Raw genomic sequence first — 18,046 nt, 5'->3', positions numbered from 1 at the left:
ATGCATCCGCTGCTGCAACAAAAACACCATGCTTTGGAGCTCAGTGCTGTTTGCGAGCTGATTGACCGGCTGACGGATAATCTCATTCACATCGAAGACAAGACGGGCGAGTTTTTGCTCAGGCTTGATGACGGCCGGGTGATTGATACCAAGGGCTGGGCAGGCTGGGAATGGACCCACGGTATTGGTCTTTATGGACTTTTCAAATATTGGCAAATGACGGCCAACCCAAAAGCCCTCGATATTATCGAAACATGGTTTGAAGAGCGTCTTGCTGAAGGCACACCCACCAAGAATATCAATACGGTGGCACCCTTTATCACCCTTGCCCATCTTTATGAGATCAAACAGGATGCCCGCTGGCTGCCCTATCTCGAGACGTGGGCGGAATGGGTGATGTATGACATGCCGCGCACCCGCGAAGGTGGTTTGCAGCATATCGTCTATAACAACGTCAACGACCAGCAGATGTGGGACGACACGCTGATGATGAGCGTGTTGCCGCTGGCCAAGATCGGGCTTGTTCTCAACCGGCCGGAATTTGTCGAAGAGGCGAAATATCAATTTTTGGTGCATGCCCAATATCTGATGGATACGCAGACCGGCCTGTGGTTTCATGGCTGGACATTTGATGGCAATCACAATTTTGCCAAGGCCCGCTGGGCGCGGGGCAATAGCTGGCTAACGATTGCCATTCCTGAGTTTATCGAGCTTGTCGGCTTATCCGAGACTGATCCGTTGCGCAGGCATCTGGTGTCGATTTTGGGGCGTCAGGCACAGGCACTGAAAGCCCATCAGCATGCGTCCGGGCTTTGGCACACGCTGATTGATGATCCCGACAGCTATCTCGAAGCGTCGGCGACGGCTGGCTTTGCCTATGGTTTGATGAAGGGCGTGCGCAAACGTTATTTGCCAGCGGATTATATGCCGGTGGCCGAACGCGCCATGCAGGCGGTGATCGACAACATCAGCGCGGAAGGCGAATTGCAGCAAGTGTCGTTTGGCACGGCCATGGGCAATGATCTGGATTTCTATCGCCAGATCAAGCGTACATCCATGCCCTATGGGCAGGCCATGGCGATGTTTTGCCTCACAGAGCTTTTGCGCAGTTACATCTGAAGTTTGCGAAGGAAAGTGGCTGCGGACCTAAGCGAGGAGGAAGCTTAACCGCCGTTGAAACGGGAGAACGTCACGGATCGGGATTGGCCATGCCATCCCTGTGACTTTGAGGAGGAGGAATAGATGACTGACCTGACAAGACGCAAGGTTCTCGGCACCATCGCCGCCGGTGCTGCGGCAAGCATGCTGCCAGCACTGCCAGCGTTTGCCCAAACCACCATCCGCCATTTCTGGTGGGGCAATCCCGACCGTGACAAGCGCACATTTGCCGCTATTGATGCATTTCAGAAAATGCATCCCGACATCAAAGTGTCTGGCGAAACCATCGGTTGGGGTGATTATTGGACCAAGATGGCCACCCAGACGGCGGGCCGCAACATGGCCGATCTGGTGCAGATGGATTACCGCTATCTGTTTGAATATGTGCGCCGTGGTGCGTTAAAGCCTCTGGATGAGTTTATTGGCAAAAGCCTGATGCTGGACGGGTTCGATCAAGGCCCTATTGATGGCGGCAAGGTCGATGGCAAGCTTTATGCGCTCAACATCGGCTCAAACACGCAAGTGATGATGTATAACACCCGCGTGTTCAAAGAGGCTGGCATTGATGCCGATCTCCTGAGCTGGACCTGGGATGATTTTGCCAAAGCCGCCGAGAAAATCACGAAGTCGACCAGCGGCAAGGTTAAAGGCTCCGATGACCTCGCCCTGATGATCGAAGTGTTTGAATCCTGGTCACGCCAAAATGGCCATGAATTCTACGACAAGGACGGCAAGGTCACTGCAACCGCTGACGATGTCGCGGGGTTCTGGCAGTTCTGGGAGGATCTTCGCAAGGCAGGCACGGTGCGCAACAAGGATCGCACATTGGTTCTCGATCTGCCCATTGTTGAATCGGGCGTTGCGGTGGGTGACACCGCCATGTCGCATTTCTGGTCAAACCAGATGGTGGGTATTCAAGCCGCCGCCAAGGACAAGATTGGCGCCGCAGCCGTGCCCGCCAAGGCGGGCGGCAAGCCGGGTCAATATATCAAGCCATCCATGTTCATGTCCCTGAGCCGTGATGCCAAAGATCCGACAGCGGCAATGACCTATATGAACGCCTGGGTAAATGATCCCGACATCACCGGCATTCTGGGTCTGGAACGTGGCATTCCCGCATCGCCAAAAGTGCGCGCAGCACTTCAACCGAAGTTGACCGACGTTGAGAAACTCTGCGTCGATTATTTCGACAAGATCCAGAGCAAGGTTGGACCGCTGCCTTTGCCTGCGCCCAAAGGGGCAGGCGAGGTGCGCGATTCCTTTATGCGCACCGGATCCGAGGTTGTTTTGGGCAAGATGACCGCCAAGGATGCGGCAGCCCAATTCATTGATGATGCGCAATCCATCATCGATCGCGCCCAATGACACATGCGTAAGCCTGTTGATTCCGGGCTGGCTCATGGCCCGGAATCCGCTTCTTCCTCATAAGCTTCGGGATTTTCGTCCCGCTATTAAGGTCATGCCGATGAGACGTTTCATTGCCCGCAATGGGCCGGCCTATGCTTTTTTGCTGCCGTGGCTGCTCGGCTTCTTTTTGCTCGCACTTGGGCCTATTCTGGCATCGCTCTACCTCTCATTCACGCGCTATGACATGGTGGGTGAGCCGCGCTGGGTGGGGTTTGGCAATTACGTCTATATGTTCACCCGTGACCGCCGATTCTGGCAGGCCATTGATGTGACTTTTCATTATGTTGCCCTTGCTGTTCCCGCCCGCCTGATCATGGCGCTTGCAGTCGCGATGCTGCTGGATAAGGGCTTGCGCACCATTGGTCTTTACCGCGCGATCTTCTACCTGCCATCCCTGCTCGGATCGTCCATTGCCATCGCCATTCTCTGGCGGCAATTGTTTGATACCCATGGCGTTATCAACCAGATTGCAGCCCGCTTTGGCTTGCAGTTAACCTCATGGATTACCGATCCCAATACCTCGCTTTACACGCTGGTGGTGCTGGCCATGTGGCAGTTTGGCTCGCCCATGCTGATCTTTTTGGCCGGTCTGCGCAGCATTCCGCGGGATCTCTATGAGGCGGCCGAAATTGATGGCACCCCCGCCTGGCGGCAATTTACCCGCATCACATTGCCTCTGCTGGCACCTGTGATTTTCTTCAATCTGGTTTTGCAAACCATCGAGGCCTTCAAGACCTTTTCCAGCGCCTTCATCATCTCCAATGGCACGGGCGCGCCGGCGGATAGCCTGCTGTTCTATACGGTCTATCTCTTCAATGAAGCCTTCAAATTCTTCCGCATGGGCTATGCCTCGGCCTTGGCCTGGGTGCTGCTGATTATCATCGGTGTCTTCACAGCGGTTGCTTTCCTGACCTCGAAATATTGGGTGCATTATGAAAACGAACGCGACTGATCTGGCGCTCGCGATCGAGCTGGATGAGGCAGCGCTGGTTGCCCATGAGATGCGCCTGAAACGTGAAAAGCAGGCCCGCAATGCCCGCATCCTTAAGCATCTTTTTCTCATCGGCATGTCCTGCGTGATGCTCTACCCGCTGTTTTGGCTGGTAGCGTCATCGTTCAAGCCCGAGAACGAGATTTTTGGCAATCTGGCGCTGTGGCCAAGCCGGTTTCAGCTTGAAAATTACACCAAGGGGTGGAACGCCCTGCCGCTGCCTTTTACGGTCTTCTACATCAACTCGGCCATTGTCACCGGCCTGTCGGTGATTGGCAATCTGCTGTCTTGCTCCTTTGCGGCCTATGCGTTTGCGAGGCTGCGGTTTACCGGTCGCAGCTTCTTTTTTGCCTTGATGATGATGACCCTGATGATCCCCTATCATGTGGTTCTCATTCCCCAATATGTGCTGTTCTTGCAGCTTGGCTGGGTCGATACCTATCTGCCGCTGGTGGTGCCACGGTTTCTGGCCTCTGACGCCTTCTTCATTTTCCTGATGGTGCAATTCTTCCGGCAATTGCCGCGTGAACTGGATGAAGCGGCGATGATTGATGGCTGCTCGCCCTTCAAGATCTATTGGGCGATCATTCTGCCATTGTCGCTGCCTGCCATGGGCACGGCGGCGATTTTCTCGCTGATCTGGGTGTGGGAAGATTTTCTGGCACCACTCATCTACCTCAACGACATCAAAAGCTACACCGTGCCTTTGGCCCTTCGCCTGTTTCTCGATCAGGACGGCCAGTCATCTTACGGGCAGATGTTTGCAATGTCGGTGCTCTCCCTGGTTCCGGTGGTGATTTTCTTCGTCCTGTTCCAGAAATTGATTGTGCGTGGCATCGCCACCTCCGGAATGAAGTAAGGATAGACGACATGGTTGGTTTGACACTTCGCAACGTCGCCAAGCGCTATGGCGCACTCAGCATTATCAATGGGCTGAACCTTGATATTCATGACGGCGAATTTCTGGTGCTGGTTGGCCCCTCCGGCTGTGGCAAATCCACGCTGCTGCGGATGATTGCAGGCCTTGAGGATATTTCCGATGGCACTGTCTCCATCGGCAGCAAGGTGGTCAATGACCTGCCAGCCTCCAAGCGCGAACTGTCGATGGTGTTTCAAAGCTATGCGCTTTATCCGCATATGTCGGTGCGCAAAAACCTCGCTTTTGGCCTTCAGAATTTCAAGATGAGCAAGGCGGAGATTGAGCGGCGCGTGAATGATGCGGCCCGCATCTTGCAAATTGAACCGCTGATGGATCGCAAACCCCGGCAATTGTCGGGCGGGCAAAAGCAGCGCGTTGCCATTGGCCGCGCCATTGTGCGTGAACCACAGCTGTTTTTGTTTGATGAGCCGCTGTCCAATCTCGATGCAGAACTGCGGGTGCAAATGCGCGCCGAGCTTGCCTCGCTCTACAATCGCCTTGGCACGACAATGATTTATGTCACTCATGATCAGGTGGAGGCCATGACCATGGCCAGCCGCATCGTGGTGCTGCGCGGCGGCAAGATCGAGCAGGTTGGCACGCCGCAAGAGCTGTACACCAAGCCGCAAAATCTCTTCGTGGCGGGCTTCATTGGCTCGCCCAAGATCAACATGCTCGCAGCTAAAGTATCCCGCGAAGGCTCCATTGCGCGGGTGCGGGTGGATGGTCTGCCCGATTTTACCATCCCCGATCTGCCAACCTCCGATCAGACGTTGACACTGTGTGTGCGCCCGTCATCCTTGCGTATTGGCAGCGGCAAGGTCTCTGGCGAGGCGATCATTCGGCTGGTTGAATATCTCGGCAGCGAGACATTGTTGCATGTGGTGCTTTCCAGCGGCCAGGTGCTGCTGATCAGCGATAGCGGCAAGGTAGACTATCGGGTGGGCGACGCGCTCACCATCGGCTTTGATCCTGCCGATCTTCATTATTTCGATGCCGATGGCACGCGCGTGGAGCCAAACCTGATTACCAACCCTGATTAAGAGTATAGTGCTGTGAAAATTGCGATTGTAGGCTGCGGCTCACGACACAAGATGTTTCGTGATTCCGTGATAGATGATTATCACGACCGGCATGAGATTGTTGCCCTGAGCGACAGCAATCCACACCGATTAAATGAGGCCGCAAAAGCGGTCTCGAAACCCGGCACCAATGGCGTGCCAACTTATCTGGCCGAGGATTTTGACCGGCTGATTGCCGAACAAAAGCCGGATACGGTTGTGGTGGCCACACCCGATTTTTTACATGCCGATTACATTGTGCGGGCTTTTGAGGCTGGCTGCGATGTGATCTGCGAAAAGCCGCTGACCATTGATTTGTCGCGGCTGAAAATGATTGTCGATGCGCAAGCGCGCACCGGTCGTCAAGTCAAAGTCACGTTCAACTATCGTTATTCGCCGGCCCGCACCCAGATCAGGGAGCTGATTGCCTCAGGCGCGATTGGCGAGGTGACGGCGGTGGATTTTCACTGGCATCTCGACCGCGTGCATGGGGCCGATTATTTCCGTCGCTGGCATCGCCAGAAGGAAAATTCCGGCGGATTACTGGTGCATAAATCCACCCATCATTTCGATCTTCTCAACTGGTGGCTTGGCACGGTGCCAACCGAGGTGCTGGCATCAGGACGTCGCTCCTTTTATCGGCCAGAAACCGCAAAAGCGCTGGGGCTGGAGGGCAGGGGGCCGCGGTGTCACCTCTGTCCGGTGGCGGATAAATGCGATTTTGAGCTTGATCTATCCGCCGACGAGGGCCTGAAAGCGCTCTATCTCGATGGTGAAGCCGAAGATGGTTATTTCCGTGATCTTTGCGTGTTTGACGAAGAGATCGGTATTGAAGACACCATGCAGGCCCATATTCGCTACAAATCGGGTGTGACGGCCAATTATACCCTGACGGCCTATTCCCCTTGGGAAGGGCTGGAAATCAAGTTTCAGGGCACCAAGGGCGATATCACCCATCGCCATGTGGAAGTGCATGGCGTGTTTGGCGGCGAGCGCGCCCATGCCGATGAAGAGGCCGTCACAACAGAGCTGCATCTGGCGGGCGAGCATCCGCGCATGCTGGATGTGCCAAAAGCCAAGGGCCATCACGGCGGTGCCGACCCGGTGATGTTGGGATATATTTTTGCGCCCGATACCATGGAACCGGATCGATACAACCGCGCATCAGACCATATCGCCGGTGCGTGGTCCATCCTCACCGGCATTGCCGCCAATGCTTCAATTGAAACAGGTGCCATGGTCAATATTCAATCCATGCTGCGCGCCCGTGGCATCAAATTGTAAAGCATTTCGCGCTGTAATTGTGCGCCATTCAACAATAAAGCATATGCGCAAAAATAAAGATAAGGGGCCGCTCTCCTGAGTGCAGTAAAACGTGCTGCACTTTACAGCGTCCGTTGTGCCCCATGTTTGGTGACGGGCGCTGTAAAGATGATAAAAATCATCTTGTTTATCTCCACACTGCTGATTATAGGATGCTCATCGTTATCGAGACTGGAAAAGGATGAGCCGAATGATGAAGCGGATGTTTATAGGTGCAGGTCTCTGCGCCGTCATTGGCATGATGGCGACACCGAGTTTTGCAGCCTCCACCACCTATCCGCTGACAATTGAAAACTGCGGCACGAAAATAACCTTCGACAAGGCACCGCAGCGCGCCGTTGGACTGGGCCAGAACAGCGCGGAGATCATGCTGCTGCTCGGCCTCCAAGACCGGATGGTGGGCACCGCTTTCTGGCCAAACAAGGTTCTTCCGCAACTTGCCGAAGCCAATGCGAAGGTCAAGGTTATCTCGGTCGAGTTCCCCACCTTCGAAGCCATTCTTGCCCAGAACCCGGATTTCGTCGCAGCCGCGTTGCCGAGCCTGCTTGGCCCATCGAGCAAGGTTGCCAAGCGCGAGGACTTTGAGAAGGTTGGTGTACCAAGTTATATCTCGCCGAGCACCTGTGTCGCGGACGGTGTGGCCAAGGACAAATTCGGCTACGGTGAGCGATCCAAGCTGTGGAACATGAGCACCCTTTATCAGGAGATCGATGAACTCGCCGAGATCTTTGATGTCCGCGACCGGGGGGATGCCCTGATTGCCGATCTGAAAAAGCGGGAGGCTGCCTTGCGCGCGGATGCGCCCAAGAACGGAAAGAAACTGTCCTTCGTATTCTGGTTCTCCAGTCCATCGCCCTCCGCTGACGCCTACCTTGGCGGCAAGAACAGCGCATCCGGCTTTATTGCGGATGTTCTGGGTGGAACGAATGCCATTACCTCAGAGGCCGAATCTCCTGCTCTCGGTTGGGAAAGCATCATCGCCAGCAACCCCGATGTCATCGTCGTTGCGCAGGTTGATCGCAACCGGTGGGAACTCGACAAGTCAGAGGCCAAGATCAAGTTCCTGACAACCGATCCCGCCACCAGCCAGATGCCTGCGGTGAAGAACAAGGCGATCGTGGTCATGGATGGTCAAGCCATGAATCCGACCGTGCGGACAATTTACGGTGCCGAGCAAGTTGCAGAACAACTGAAGAGGCTCGGCCTAAGGTGAGCGCCGAAGCCATCCACGCTTCGTCTGCCAAACCGCAGCGACACACCGCCGCGATGGTGGGGTTTGCCCTCGCCTCGCTCGTTGCCATCGCGCTGGTGGTTGGCGTCAGCGTGGGGATCGGTGATATGCCGATCCCGCTGTCAACCACCTATTTCGCGATCACCAACAAGCTTGGCTGGACAGAGGTTCCGCTGAACCGCATCCATGAAACCGTGATCTGGGACTATCGGCTTAGCCGTGCGCTGGTTGCGGTCTTTTGCGGTGCCGGACTGGCCTTGTGCGGCGCAATCATGCAAGCCTTGCTGCGCAACCCTCTGGCAGAACCCTACGTGCTCGGCATTTCGGCAGGTGCGTCGACCGGCGCGGTGGCCGTCGTCATTCTTGGCATTGGCGCCGGTGCAGTCTCTCTGTCGGCTGGAGCTTTCGCCGGAGCATTCGCGGCTTTTCTGCTTGTGGCGCTCTTGTCAAACGGTGCGCGCGGCGGTGCCGACAGAACCATATTGGCAGGCGTTGCCGCATCGCAATTGTTCAATGCGGCAACATCTTACATTGTCACAACCTCTGGCAATGCGCAGCAGGCGCGCGACGTCATGTTCTGGCTGCTCGGCAGCCTTGGCGGCGTCCGCTGGCCAGAGTTTGCGCTCGTGTCCATCGTCGTGGGTCTCGGATTGATCGCCTGTCTTTTCTACGCGCGGGTTCTCGATGCCTTTGCCTTTGGCGACGAAGCGGCAGCATCCTTGGGCATTGATATTGGTCGAACACGGATTGTCCTCTTTGCACTGACGGCGATCATGACGGCAACGATTGTCAGCATGGTTGGCACAATCGGCTTCGTCGGACTTGTCGTTCCACACGCCACCCGTTTTGTGGTAGGCCCACTGCATGCCAGGCTTTTGCCCGCCTGCGCCGTTACCGGAGCCATATTCATGGTTTTGGCAGACATTGCCTCGCGTACGCTTGTTCCCCAGCAGCTTTTGCCAATCGGTGTGGTCACAGCCCTGGTGGGCGTCCCCTTCTTCTCGGTCATTCTCTATAAGTTGCAGCGGGCATCATGAGTATCAGAGCCGATAATCTTGTCTGGAAAATTGGTTCGAAGACAATCGTTAACGACGTGTCTCTTATCGTCAGCCCCGGAGAAATGCTCGGACTTTTAGGGCCGAACGGATCGGGCAAAACCTCGCTGTTGCGACTGTTGGCGGGCCTGAAACGCCCGCTCTCGGGACAGGTGACGCTCGATGGGCAAAACATCGACAAGATCCGCCGTCGAACCATTGCCCAGCGCGTTGCATTGATCGAGCAGCACGCCACCACCAACGCGAATATCAAAGTCGTGGATGTCGTCAAACTTGGACGTTTCCCCCATAGATCGATGTTTTCCGGCTGGACAGGCGAAGATGATGCTGCTGTCAACGATGCCCTTGCGCGAACGGAGTTGACCGCAAAACGCAATGATAGCTGGCAGAGCCTGTCGGGAGGGGAGAAGCAGCGCGCCCATCTCGCCCGTGCGCTTGCGCAGTCACCGAAAGAGCTCATCCTTGATGAGCCGACCAACCATCTGGATGTTCATCATCAGGTCAGCCTCCTGCGGCTGGTCTCGGAACTCCCCGTTACAAGCATCATTGCGCTGCATGACCTCAATCACGCGGCCATGTTTTGCGACAGGCTGCTCGTCATGCAGGCTGGAAAAGTCGTCGCATTCGGAACCCCTGAAGATGTGTTGACCCGGGAGCTGCTGAGGGATGTGTTTTGTGTCGATGCGCATGTCACCCGCTCGCCCTATCATGGCAAGCCGCTTGTTCATTTTGAGCGGTAATTGACGGGATCACGCTCTTCTATCGCTTGTCGGGGAAAAGTGGAGACCGGTTTTCTACAGCACCGTGCGCCATATATGGCGCACAAAGGATGCTGTAACACTTTAAATCTGCTGCATAACTCTTTAAACCGGAATCGGTTTAAAGAGAAAATTATGCTGCCCGGCGCGGATAGGCGGGCAGAATGGCCGATTTCAAAAGCAGGGAGGCGGGATGGCTGAGTTGAGCCAGCGCGCCGGTGGTCGCTTCCTCAACAATGCGTCCCGCATCCATGATCATCACCCGTGATGCAAACCGCTCGACCAAACGCAGATCATGGGTGACAAACAGATAGGCCATCCCGGTTTTATCCTGCAAGGATTTTAACAGAGACAGGGCCGAGGTCTGGAGATGAAGATCGAGGTTGGACACGGCCTCGTCCAGAATGATCAGCTTTGGCGCGCAAGCAAGGGCGCGGGCAATGCAGACCCGTTGCAATTGTCCACCACTGAGCTGCCCTGGCAATTGCCCGGCGATGGCAAGCGGAAGCTCCACCATATCCAGCACCTCGCGGATGCGGTTCTCGCGGTCTGTCTCACTCAGGGTGGTGAGGTGGCGCAGAGGCTCACCGATAATGGCGCGAATGTCAAAGCGTGGGTTAACGGCGCTGGGCGAATCTTGAAACACCATCTGCACGGCGGATCGAAAAGCGGCTTTCTCCGCCTTTGCGAGCCTGCCAAGGGCTGTGCCATTGAAACAGATTTCTCCCGCATCTGGTTTTTCCAGCCCCGCCAATAATCTGGCCAATGTGCTTTTGCCACAGCCACTGCGGCCAAGAAGGGCGACGGTTTCGCTGTTGGCAATGGAAAGCGAAACATCATCGACAGCTGTTCGGGCCGGGCTTGCGCCCAGCAGTGAATGGTGCCGATACCGCTTGCTCAGATGTTTTGCGTGCAAAAGCGTCATTGCGCCAGCTCCAGACCGTAGAGGGAGAGGTGCGCCTGCACCAACATGCGTGTCACTGGATGTTGCGGCGCATGGAAAATCTCCATGACGCTGCCTGTCTCCACCAGCTTGCCCTGATCAATCACCGCCACATCATCGGCCAGACGCGCCACCACGCCCATATCATGGGTGATGAGCAAAACGCCCAGGCCCTGTTGTTTGGCCACGCGCTCAATCAGATCCAGCACCTGCATCTGCACAATCAGATCAAGGTCCGTGGTTGGCTCATCGGCAAACAGAAAGGGCGCACCGGACATGAGCGCAAGGGCAATCATCATCCGTTGCAACATGCCGCCGCTCATCTCAAACGCATGCATCTCCAGAATGCGCTGCGGCTCTTCAAGCCCGACATCGTGCATCAGGGCCAATGCCTGTTGCAGGTCATGGTCTGGCGGCAACCGGCCCGTGGCTTTGAGTGTTTCAACCACATGATGGCGCATGGTTCGCACCGGATTAAAGGCGCTGCGCGGGTTTTGCATGATGGTGGCCACCACCTTGCCACGCACATTTTCAGGCAATGCGGGCTGCCCATCCAGCGCAAGCGTGCCATGGGCGACCCTGACACCCGCAGGTGCGACGCCAAGGCTTGCCGAACAGGTCAGCGATTTTCCTGAGCCGCTGGCTCCCACCAGCGCCAGAATGCGGCCACGTTTGAGTTCAAGCGAGAGATGATCGACAAGTGCTGGATGAGCATCGGCCTGTGCGGGGCAAACCGTTAAGTTTTGGATGGAGAGGGTTTGGATCATGGGTGATCATGCTCCATACGCAGATGGGGATCGAGCCTGTCACGCAGGGCATCGCCCAGAATATTGAAGGCCATGACGCTGATAAACAGCGTTAAGCCCGGCCACAGGATCAGCGATGGTGCTGTCCAGACATATTGCCGGGCATCATTGATCATCACACCCCATTCGGCTGTGGGTGCGGCGACACCCAATCCCAGAAAGGACAGGCCAGAGACATGCAGCATGATATGGCCAATGTCCAAGGTTGCCAGCACCACAAGCTGGGACAGGGTGGCGGGAAGCAGGTGATCCACAAAGGTTCTGATCGGTCCCGCACCGCTCATACGCGCCGCCAGCAGAAACTCCCGATGGCGCAAGGACAGCACAATGCCGCGCACAATGCGCGCATACCAGGCCCAATGCGACAGCGCGATGGCAAGGATGACATTGGACAGGCCCGTGCCGAGCATTCCAACCATGAACAGCGCCAGCACCAGCGTTGGAAAGGTCAAAAACACATCGGCAATGCGCATGATCACCTGATCGGTGCGCCCGCCGACAACGCCTGCGGTTCCGCCAAGAACAATGCCGGTGAGGATGATCAGGCCAAGCGCAATGGCAACAGAGCCAAGCGACACGCGGGCACCCGCCACCAGACGCGAAAAAATATCGCGGCCCAGATGGTCGGTTCCCAGCCAGTGGCTGAGGTTGGGCGGCTGAAGGCGCTCCGACAATTCAACAAAATTCGGATCATGCGGCGAAATCCACGGCCCTGCAATTGTGGCCACCACCAACAGCAGCACGATGACCGCGCAGGCTTTGACACCCAGCGACGAGGAGCGCCAAAAGCCAGCCGGGCGCGTGGCTGACGGCAACGTTGATGCTTTCATCATTCGACATGCCCCGCTGACAGTCGGATTCGTGGGTCTGCCCAGGCATAGGCAATATCGACAAGGAGATTACAGGTCACAAAAATGCCGACCATCAACAAGGTAAAACACTGAATGACGGGATAGTCCCGGTTCAGGATGGCAGAGACGGCATAGCGGCCAACGCCGGGCCAGCCGAAAATACTCTCAATCACCAATGTGCCGCCGAGCAGTTCACCGACATGCATGCCCGTGGCGGTGATGATTGGCAAAAGCGCGTTTCTGAGGATATGGCCGCGCTCAACCCGCTGTCTGGAAAGGCCGCGCAGGCGGGCATAGAGCACATGGCGCTGGCCTGCCGCCTCCAGCATGCTGGCGCGCAACAGCCGCGCATTGATGGACAGCGACATGAAGGCAATGGCAATGGCCGGCATGATCATATGGGCAAAGCCGCCGCGGCCCATGGCCGGCAGCCAGCCGAGATGCACGGAAAACACCAGCACCAGCAGAAAGCCCAGCCAGAAATTGGGCATGGAAACACCAAGGAAGGACACCAGCCGCACAATATGATCCGGCAGTTTGTTGCGGTGGCGCGATGCCCAGACCCCCATGGGAATGGAAATGCCAAAGGTCAGAATCAGCGCCAGCCCGGCCAGTTGCAGCGTTGCCGGAAGATAGTAGAGCAAATCCGGCAAAACCGGCCTTTGCGTGGCATAGGAGGTGCCGAAATCCAGCCGGAAGGCATGGCCCAGCCAGTCGGCATATTGGATGGCAATGGGCCGGTCGAGGCCAAGCATCTGCCGCGCATCGGCCAGCGCCAAAGGCGTTGGCGGCACTTTTGACAGGCGCAAGTAATCCATGGCCGGATCGCTTGGCCCAAGCCGCAGCATCAGAAAGATCACCAGTGACGCGCCAAGCAGCATCGGGATCAGCAGCAAAATGCGCCGCAGAATAAATGCACCCATGGATCAGTTCGCCTTTTGCCCGATCTGATCGAACGGAATTTCGCTCGCCATCGCTCCAAAGGGAATAGGGCCAAGCTCCTTTTTGGCAACGGCAATGGCGGTGACATAGGTGAGCGGCAGATAGACGGCTTCTTCATGCAAGCGGGTCAGAATATCTCGATAGAGATCCTGCCGTGCGTGTTCATCGGTCGAAATCAGCACCGCGCCAATCTCCTCATCAATCTTTGCCTTGTCCGGCAGGCCAAGCTGCGCCTGATAATCGGCATGGGAGGGAATGCGCATGGAGCTGACAAAGGCGTGTGGATCATAAGGAGGCCCCCAGGTACGATTGAAGATCATGCCGAACCGGCCATCGCGCTGACGGGCAAAAATGCTGCTTTCTTCCTCTCCGGTCAGGATAACCTGAATGCCGATCTTACCCAGATCGGCCTGCACAATCTCGGCCATGGATTTGCTGATGGCGTCTGTGCCAACAAAGCATAATTCGATGGACAGCGGCTGGTCATCCTTTTGCCGAATAGCGTTCGGAGCAGGCCGCTTCCAGCCAGCATCATCCAGCAGTTTTTCGGCAACGGAACGATCGAACGTGTAGGGCTTGAGGCCAATATTGGCGTAAGGCACATTGGGGGCAAAAAGCGTGTCAGCCCGTTGCTGGGTGCCATAAAGCACCGTGGCAATCATCTTGTCCTTGTCCACCGCATGGTTGATGGCCTTGCGCACCGCAACATCCTTTGTCGCGCCGAGGTTGGTGTTGATGGCCAGCACAAGGGTTTCCAGAGGCTGCGAAAGCTCTGTTGTATAGGTTCCCATTTTGCGGAAACGCTCAAACGTATCGGGCGAAATCGGCCCATCGGACCCGTAGATCAGATCAATATCGCCGGTCTCAAACGCAATGGCGCGGCTGTTGGGATCGGGAATGACCTTGACATCGACGCTCTCAAATTTCGGCTTTGCGCCCCAGTATTTGTCATTGCGAACAAACACGTCTTTCTCGCCCAATCGGGTTTCTTGCAAAACCCAAGGGCCGGTGCCAATCGGCTTGAGAATGCCGTCTTTTGTGCCGCCCTGCTTGAACTGTGACGGCGCGATAAACCGAAAGGGACGCGGCAGGGACAATTCCTGAAGCAAAGGATAATAGGCATGTTTCAGCGTGATGCGCACATGCGAGGCATCCACCACGTCAGCGCTTTCAATTTCATTGGCCAGTTCCAGCCATGCATGACGGGAGCGGTTGGCCAGCACCGCATCCACATTGGCTTTGACGGCTGCGGCATCAAAGGGTTCGCCATTTGAAAACTGCACCCCTTCACGCAATTGAAACGTATAGGTTCGCCCCTCGTTCGAAATCTGCCACGAACTTGCCAGCCATGGCTTCACCGTGCCATCAGCCTGATAGCGCACCAGCGGCTCATACACCATGTTTTGGGCAAACATCTGATTGGGCGAATAGAGATGAGGGTTGAGCGGGCCGACGTTGATGGGCCAGGAGAAATTCAACATCTCGCCCGCCGCTGCTTGGGCGAGAGGGCTGCAAATGGCCAGCGTCAAGGCCAGTGCCGCACGGCGAAAGCAAGATGTGAGCATGGAATGTCCTGTGGGCTGCTGTTGAGTAAGATGTTTTTGTTGATACATCATACTGACTTTGTCAGGTCAACCATCTATCGGGACAAAAGCTGGAAGCGGCGTCAAAAAATGATACACCATCCATCAGCATCAGCGGGGGAACAATCATGCAGCGCATTACCATCACCATTGACGATGACCTCATGACTGAACTGGACCGGATGATTCAGGCAAAAGGCTATCAGAACCGCTCTGAAGCCCTGCGCGATCTGGCACGGGCCGGGCTGAAGCAGGCTTCAATCGAGGAGGGCCATATCGCCCAATGCGCTGGTGTTTTAAGCTATGTCTATGATCACGAGGCCAGAGATTTGGCCAGCCGCCTCACCACAACCTTTCATGATCACCATGATCTGTCTGTGGCCAGCATGCATGTGCATCTGGATCAGCACCGCTGTCTTGAAATCAGCGTTTTGCGCGGCAAAACCGAAGAGGTGCGCCACTTTGCCGATCATGTGATGGCGGAGCGGTCCGTGACCTATGGTGAGTTGAAGATTATCCCGACATAGAATGCGATACTCAGGTTACAGCGCCGTGCGCCATATATGGGGCATGGTGCCATAACCTGCTCTCATCGAAATGCACGCGAGGTTGGTTCCTCGCTAAAAAAGCCGATCTCCGGCAATCGTCTGTCTGCCTTCATCGGGTTCTCGGTGATCATGCATTGGCAAGCTGCACCATTCTGTTTGCCAACGTCAGGCGTTCAGCAAGGGTGGATGCAAACAACCGATGAGCAAGTACAGCCAGTGTCGGGTCTTCCGCCTCAAGTCGCATCAGCGTCTCGCCTGTCAGGCGAAACAGGGAGGCGCGGGTCTCGACAATGACATCGGCGGTTCTTTTGCCGCCGAGATAGAAGGCCACTTCACCGAGAACCGCGCCTGCTGCCATGCTACGAAGGCGCAGACGTCCGCCGCCCGGCAAGGTGATTTCGACTTTGACCCGCCCCGTGGCCAACACAAAGATGTCGCTGGCCAGCTCGCCTGCTTTGATCAGGCATGTCCCCGCCTCAAGCTCTATCCTTTCCATCACGGCCACCAGATCCGGCACGCGCGGGTGTGGGCCTAATGTTGCGAGCAGTTGATCGGCAATATCGACAGAGTATTCGGCACCACAATGGCATGCCAACAGGCGATCCTCAGCCTCTTCAAGGGCGTGGTCGAGGTCTGTGGCCGCTTCAAGCGTGGCAGAGTCGGTGATATCATTGATGCGTTGCAGCACGGATTGTACGTCAGCACTTATGGGCGAGAGAATAACTTCGACCTTTTCCGCTGATAAGACACTGAAAATATTAACAAATCCCGCAATCGCGGCAGAATCGATACCGCTGACATTGCGAAAGTCGAGAAGCAGGTATTTCGGCTTTGGTGCATTTGAGAAGCGCTTTTTTACGGCTCGGACAACTTGCTCGACCGTGCCAAAAAACAGATAGCCCTGCAATTCTATGATATGAATGAGATGGCCATGCTGATCGAGAACACTATTGGCGGTATTGGATCGGTCTGTGCTGCTGCGTCGATCATGCCCACTCGCGGCAAGGCGGATTACAGGAAGACGCGCATAATTATACACGAAAGTGACGGTGGAAAAGACAAGTCCGACCGCAATACCAGTCATGAAACCAAAGGCCATCATGGAGAATACAATCGCCAGCACCGCCGCCCAGTCCATGGGAGGCAGCGTCTTGCGGGCGGCAAAGGCCCAGTCATAGACGAGTTCCGCGCCAAGCATGATCATGAGACCGGCTGCAACAAACAGAGGCACACCTGCCGCGATTTGCGTGGCAAAAGGCAGTGTAAGCGCAAGAATGACGGCGGTTGCAGCGCCAGCCAAGCGACCGTGCACCCCCAGTTTTCCCGCAAGCAGCGTCATGCCAAGGCCGGTGAATCCCGGTGCGCCACCCAGACATCCAATAAGAATATTGGCATGCCCGGTTGTTTTCAGCTCGGCATTGGCATTGATATCACCGCGCGCTGCCACTTCCAGCCCACTGGTGTTGAGAAGCAGACCGGCAATCGAAATCAACGGCACAGACACCAGCATTGGCAAAACGCCAAGAACCGCCCACCAATCGGCCTTTGACCAGAGGTTAACCGGCGAGGGCAGAGAGAATCCGGCTTGCTGCTCTGAAAGGCTCGGAAGCCAGCGCAACTGCCGCGCCATGTGTATCGGCAAATCATTCGACCACAGCATGGCGTAAAACAATGCGATTGATAGGATCATGATGAGCGGTGCCACGCGTGGATTGCTCGTCAAGCGCAGGGCACAGGCCATAAAACCGGCAAAAATCAGGGATGGCAAAACTATGGCGAGAACATTGGCATTGCCAAGAGAGTGCACAATCGCCGCATAGCTGGATTGATTGGTCATCATCATCCAGGCACCATCCAGCAGGAGCCAGCCGGACCCTGCCAAAAAGCCTGCAATAACCGGATAAGGCAAGAACCGCACCAACACACCAAACCGGAAGCGGCCAGACAGATAGAACAACATACCGGTGCCGATTGTGCTCACAGCCAGAATAGCGAAGGCTGTGGCGATTTTTTCTTCCGAACCTGCATCCGTCATGGTGCTCGCAGCCGATGTCACTGCGGCGGCAAGGATGGCAATGCTGGTTTCCTGCACCTGTGCCAGACTGGCTGGGTATCGGCTTCGCCAGGCAATATAACCCGCCAGAATAACGCAGCTGAGCAGCATGGCGCTGACGCCCATGGAAAACCCAGAGGAAAGCGTACCAGTGAAAATCAAGGCGGCAAAGGCCACGCTGGTGCCAAGACCATCAAGACCTGCAATCAGTCCGAAGGCTACGGCGTTCAGAACATCTCGCTGCTTTTTTTGATCGCGCAAATGCTTCAAGATTGGGCGCATGACCGTGTTCTTCCGGGACATGGTGAGTAAAAACGGATCGGCATGGGAAACGGATGCACCTGAAGACATGCGGATATGAGGGTCTGTCGGATTCAGATTGAACCTGACAGACCCTCATATTCTTTGTTTTCGTTT

15 protein-coding genes and 1 pseudogene are annotated in these 18,046 nt (G+C 55.9%); 10 read left to right on the top strand and 6 right to left on the bottom strand.

Going from position 1 to position 18,046, the window contains the following annotated elements:
- From bglB to E6C51_RS12210, 9 genes are all read left to right on the top strand, one after another.
- Complete coding sequence (bglB, locus tag E6C51_RS12250; RefSeq protein WP_190236156.1) at positions 1-1,119, top strand: beta-galactosidase BglB; 1,119 nt, start codon at positions 1-3, stop codon at positions 1,117-1,119.
- 123 nt (positions 1,120-1,242) lie between these two features.
- Positions 1,243-2,523 (top strand): ABC transporter substrate-binding protein, encoded by a 1,281-nt coding sequence (locus tag E6C51_RS12245; RefSeq protein ID WP_190236155.1) that lies wholly within the window; start codon positions 1,243-1,245, stop codon positions 2,521-2,523.
- A 100-nt stretch (positions 2,524-2,623) separates the two neighbouring features.
- The gene (locus tag E6C51_RS12240) at positions 2,624-3,517 is read left to right on the top strand and encodes a carbohydrate ABC transporter permease (protein WP_190236154.1); all 894 of its coding nucleotides are present in this window, start codon (positions 2,624-2,626) and stop codon (positions 3,515-3,517) included.
- A 49-nt stretch (positions 3,518-3,566) separates the two neighbouring features.
- Entirely contained in the window at positions 3,567-4,415 is an 849-nt protein-coding gene (locus tag E6C51_RS12235; protein ID WP_407920807.1) for a carbohydrate ABC transporter permease, read from the top strand.
- 11 nt (positions 4,416-4,426) lie between these two features.
- A complete protein-coding gene (locus E6C51_RS12230) occupies positions 4,427-5,518 on the top strand; it encodes an ABC transporter ATP-binding protein (RefSeq protein WP_190236152.1) in 1,092 nt (363 codons plus the stop codon).
- 12 nt (positions 5,519-5,530) lie between these two features.
- Complete coding sequence (locus tag E6C51_RS12225; RefSeq protein WP_190236151.1) at positions 5,531-6,820, top strand: Gfo/Idh/MocA family protein; 1,290 nt, start codon at positions 5,531-5,533, stop codon at positions 6,818-6,820.
- A gap of 241 nt (positions 6,821-7,061) precedes the next feature.
- Positions 7,062-8,072 carry an ABC transporter substrate-binding protein gene (locus E6C51_RS12220; protein ID WP_407920806.1) on the top strand — a complete coding sequence of 337 codons (1,011 nt, stop codon included), beginning with the start codon at positions 7,062-7,064 and terminating at the stop codon, positions 8,070-8,072.
- Positions 8,073-8,125: 53 nt separating this feature from the next.
- Positions 8,126-9,127, top strand: coding sequence for a FecCD family ABC transporter permease (locus tag E6C51_RS12215; protein WP_190236197.1), 1,002 nt, complete (start codon positions 8,126-8,128; stop codon positions 9,125-9,127).
- Positions 9,124-9,885: an ABC transporter ATP-binding protein gene (locus E6C51_RS12210; RefSeq protein ID WP_190236150.1), complete on the top strand. Its 762-nt coding sequence runs from the start codon at positions 9,124-9,126 to the stop codon at positions 9,883-9,885. Before E6C51_RS12215 ends, E6C51_RS12210 begins: the two co-directional genes overlap by 4 nt.
- Positions 9,886-10,036: 151 nt before the next feature.
- On the opposite strand, the gene nikE is transcribed toward E6C51_RS12210, so the two are convergent.
- From nikE to nikA, 5 genes and pseudogenes are all read right to left on the bottom strand, one after another.
- Complete coding sequence (gene nikE, locus E6C51_RS12205) at positions 10,037-10,828, bottom strand: nickel import ATP-binding protein NikE (RefSeq protein ID WP_190236149.1); 792 nt, start codon at positions 10,826-10,828, stop codon at positions 10,037-10,039.
- A complete protein-coding gene (locus E6C51_RS12200; protein ID WP_190236148.1) occupies positions 10,825-11,613 on the bottom strand; it encodes a nickel import ATP-binding protein NikD in 789 nt (262 codons plus the stop codon). Before E6C51_RS12200 ends, nikE begins: the two co-directional genes overlap by 4 nt.
- Positions 11,610-12,445, bottom strand: a pseudogene (gene nikC / locus E6C51_RS12195) (nickel ABC transporter permease subunit NikC). Before nikC ends, E6C51_RS12200 begins: the two are co-directional and overlap by 4 nt.
- A gap of 36 nt (positions 12,446-12,481) precedes the next feature.
- Entirely contained in the window at positions 12,482-13,426 is a 945-nt protein-coding gene (nikB, locus tag E6C51_RS12190) for a nickel ABC transporter permease subunit NikB (RefSeq protein ID WP_190236146.1), read from the bottom strand.
- Positions 13,427-13,429: 3 nt separating this feature from the next.
- On the bottom strand, positions 13,430-15,010 hold the full coding sequence (nikA, locus tag E6C51_RS12185; RefSeq protein ID WP_190236145.1) for a nickel ABC transporter substrate-binding protein: 1,581 nt from the start codon (positions 15,008-15,010) through the stop codon (positions 13,430-13,432).
- Between the two features lie 146 nt (positions 15,011-15,156).
- Between nikA and nikR the strand changes: the two genes are divergently transcribed.
- Complete coding sequence (gene nikR / locus E6C51_RS12180) at positions 15,157-15,555, top strand: nickel-responsive transcriptional regulator NikR (RefSeq protein ID WP_146935663.1); 399 nt, start codon at positions 15,157-15,159, stop codon at positions 15,553-15,555.
- Positions 15,556-15,703: 148 nt separating this feature from the next.
- Here the strand turns inward: nikR and E6C51_RS12175 are convergent, their stop codons facing one another.
- Entirely contained in the window at positions 15,704-17,911 is a 2,208-nt protein-coding gene (locus tag E6C51_RS12175; protein WP_190236144.1) for a SulP family inorganic anion transporter, read from the bottom strand.
- Positions 17,912-18,046: the final 135 nt, after the last annotated feature.

It is taken from the genome of Gillisella terrae, from assembly GCF_004801395.1.
Taxonomy (GTDB): domain Bacteria; phylum Pseudomonadota; class Alphaproteobacteria; order Rhizobiales; family Rhizobiaceae; genus Allorhizobium; species Allorhizobium terrae.
Note: the sequence above shows the minus strand (reverse complement) of the source record. Positions and strands in the feature narration are given on the sequence as shown.

Bases quoted from the DNA above. Each gene is read 5' to 3' on its own strand.
- bglB (WP_190236156.1), top strand. From the start codon at position 1: ATGCATCCGCTGCTGCAACAAAAACACCATGCTTTGGAGCTCAGTGCT.
- E6C51_RS12245 (WP_190236155.1), top strand. From the start codon at position 1,243: ATGACTGACCTGACAAGACGCAAGGTTCTCGGCACCATCGCCGCCGGT.
- E6C51_RS12240 (WP_190236154.1), top strand. From the start codon at position 2,624: ATGAGACGTTTCATTGCCCGCAATGGGCCGGCCTATGCTTTTTTGCTG.
- E6C51_RS12235 (WP_407920807.1), top strand. From the start codon at position 3,567: ATGCGCCTGAAACGTGAAAAGCAGGCCCGCAATGCCCGCATCCTTAAG.
- E6C51_RS12230 (WP_190236152.1), top strand. From the start codon at position 4,427: ATGGTTGGTTTGACACTTCGCAACGTCGCCAAGCGCTATGGCGCACTC.
- E6C51_RS12220 (WP_407920806.1), top strand. From the start codon at position 7,062: ATGTTTATAGGTGCAGGTCTCTGCGCCGTCATTGGCATGATGGCGACA.
- E6C51_RS12215 (WP_190236197.1), top strand. From the start codon at position 8,126: ATGGTGGGGTTTGCCCTCGCCTCGCTCGTTGCCATCGCGCTGGTGGTT.
- E6C51_RS12210 (WP_190236150.1), top strand. From the start codon at position 9,124: ATGAGTATCAGAGCCGATAATCTTGTCTGGAAAATTGGTTCGAAGACA.
- nikE (WP_190236149.1), bottom strand. From the start codon at position 10,828: ATGACGCTTTTGCACGCAAAACATCTGAGCAAGCGGTATCGGCACCAT.
- E6C51_RS12200 (WP_190236148.1), bottom strand. From the start codon at position 11,613: ATGATCCAAACCCTCTCCATCCAAAACTTAACGGTTTGCCCCGCACAG.
- nikB (WP_190236146.1), bottom strand. From the start codon at position 13,426: ATGGGTGCATTTATTCTGCGGCGCATTTTGCTGCTGATCCCGATGCTG.
- nikA (WP_190236145.1), bottom strand. From the start codon at position 15,010: ATGCTCACATCTTGCTTTCGCCGTGCGGCACTGGCCTTGACGCTGGCC.
- nikR (WP_146935663.1), top strand. From the start codon at position 15,157: ATGCAGCGCATTACCATCACCATTGACGATGACCTCATGACTGAACTG.
- E6C51_RS12175 (WP_190236144.1), bottom strand. From the start codon at position 17,911: ATGCGCCCAATCTTGAAGCATTTGCGCGATCAAAAAAAGCAGCGAGAT.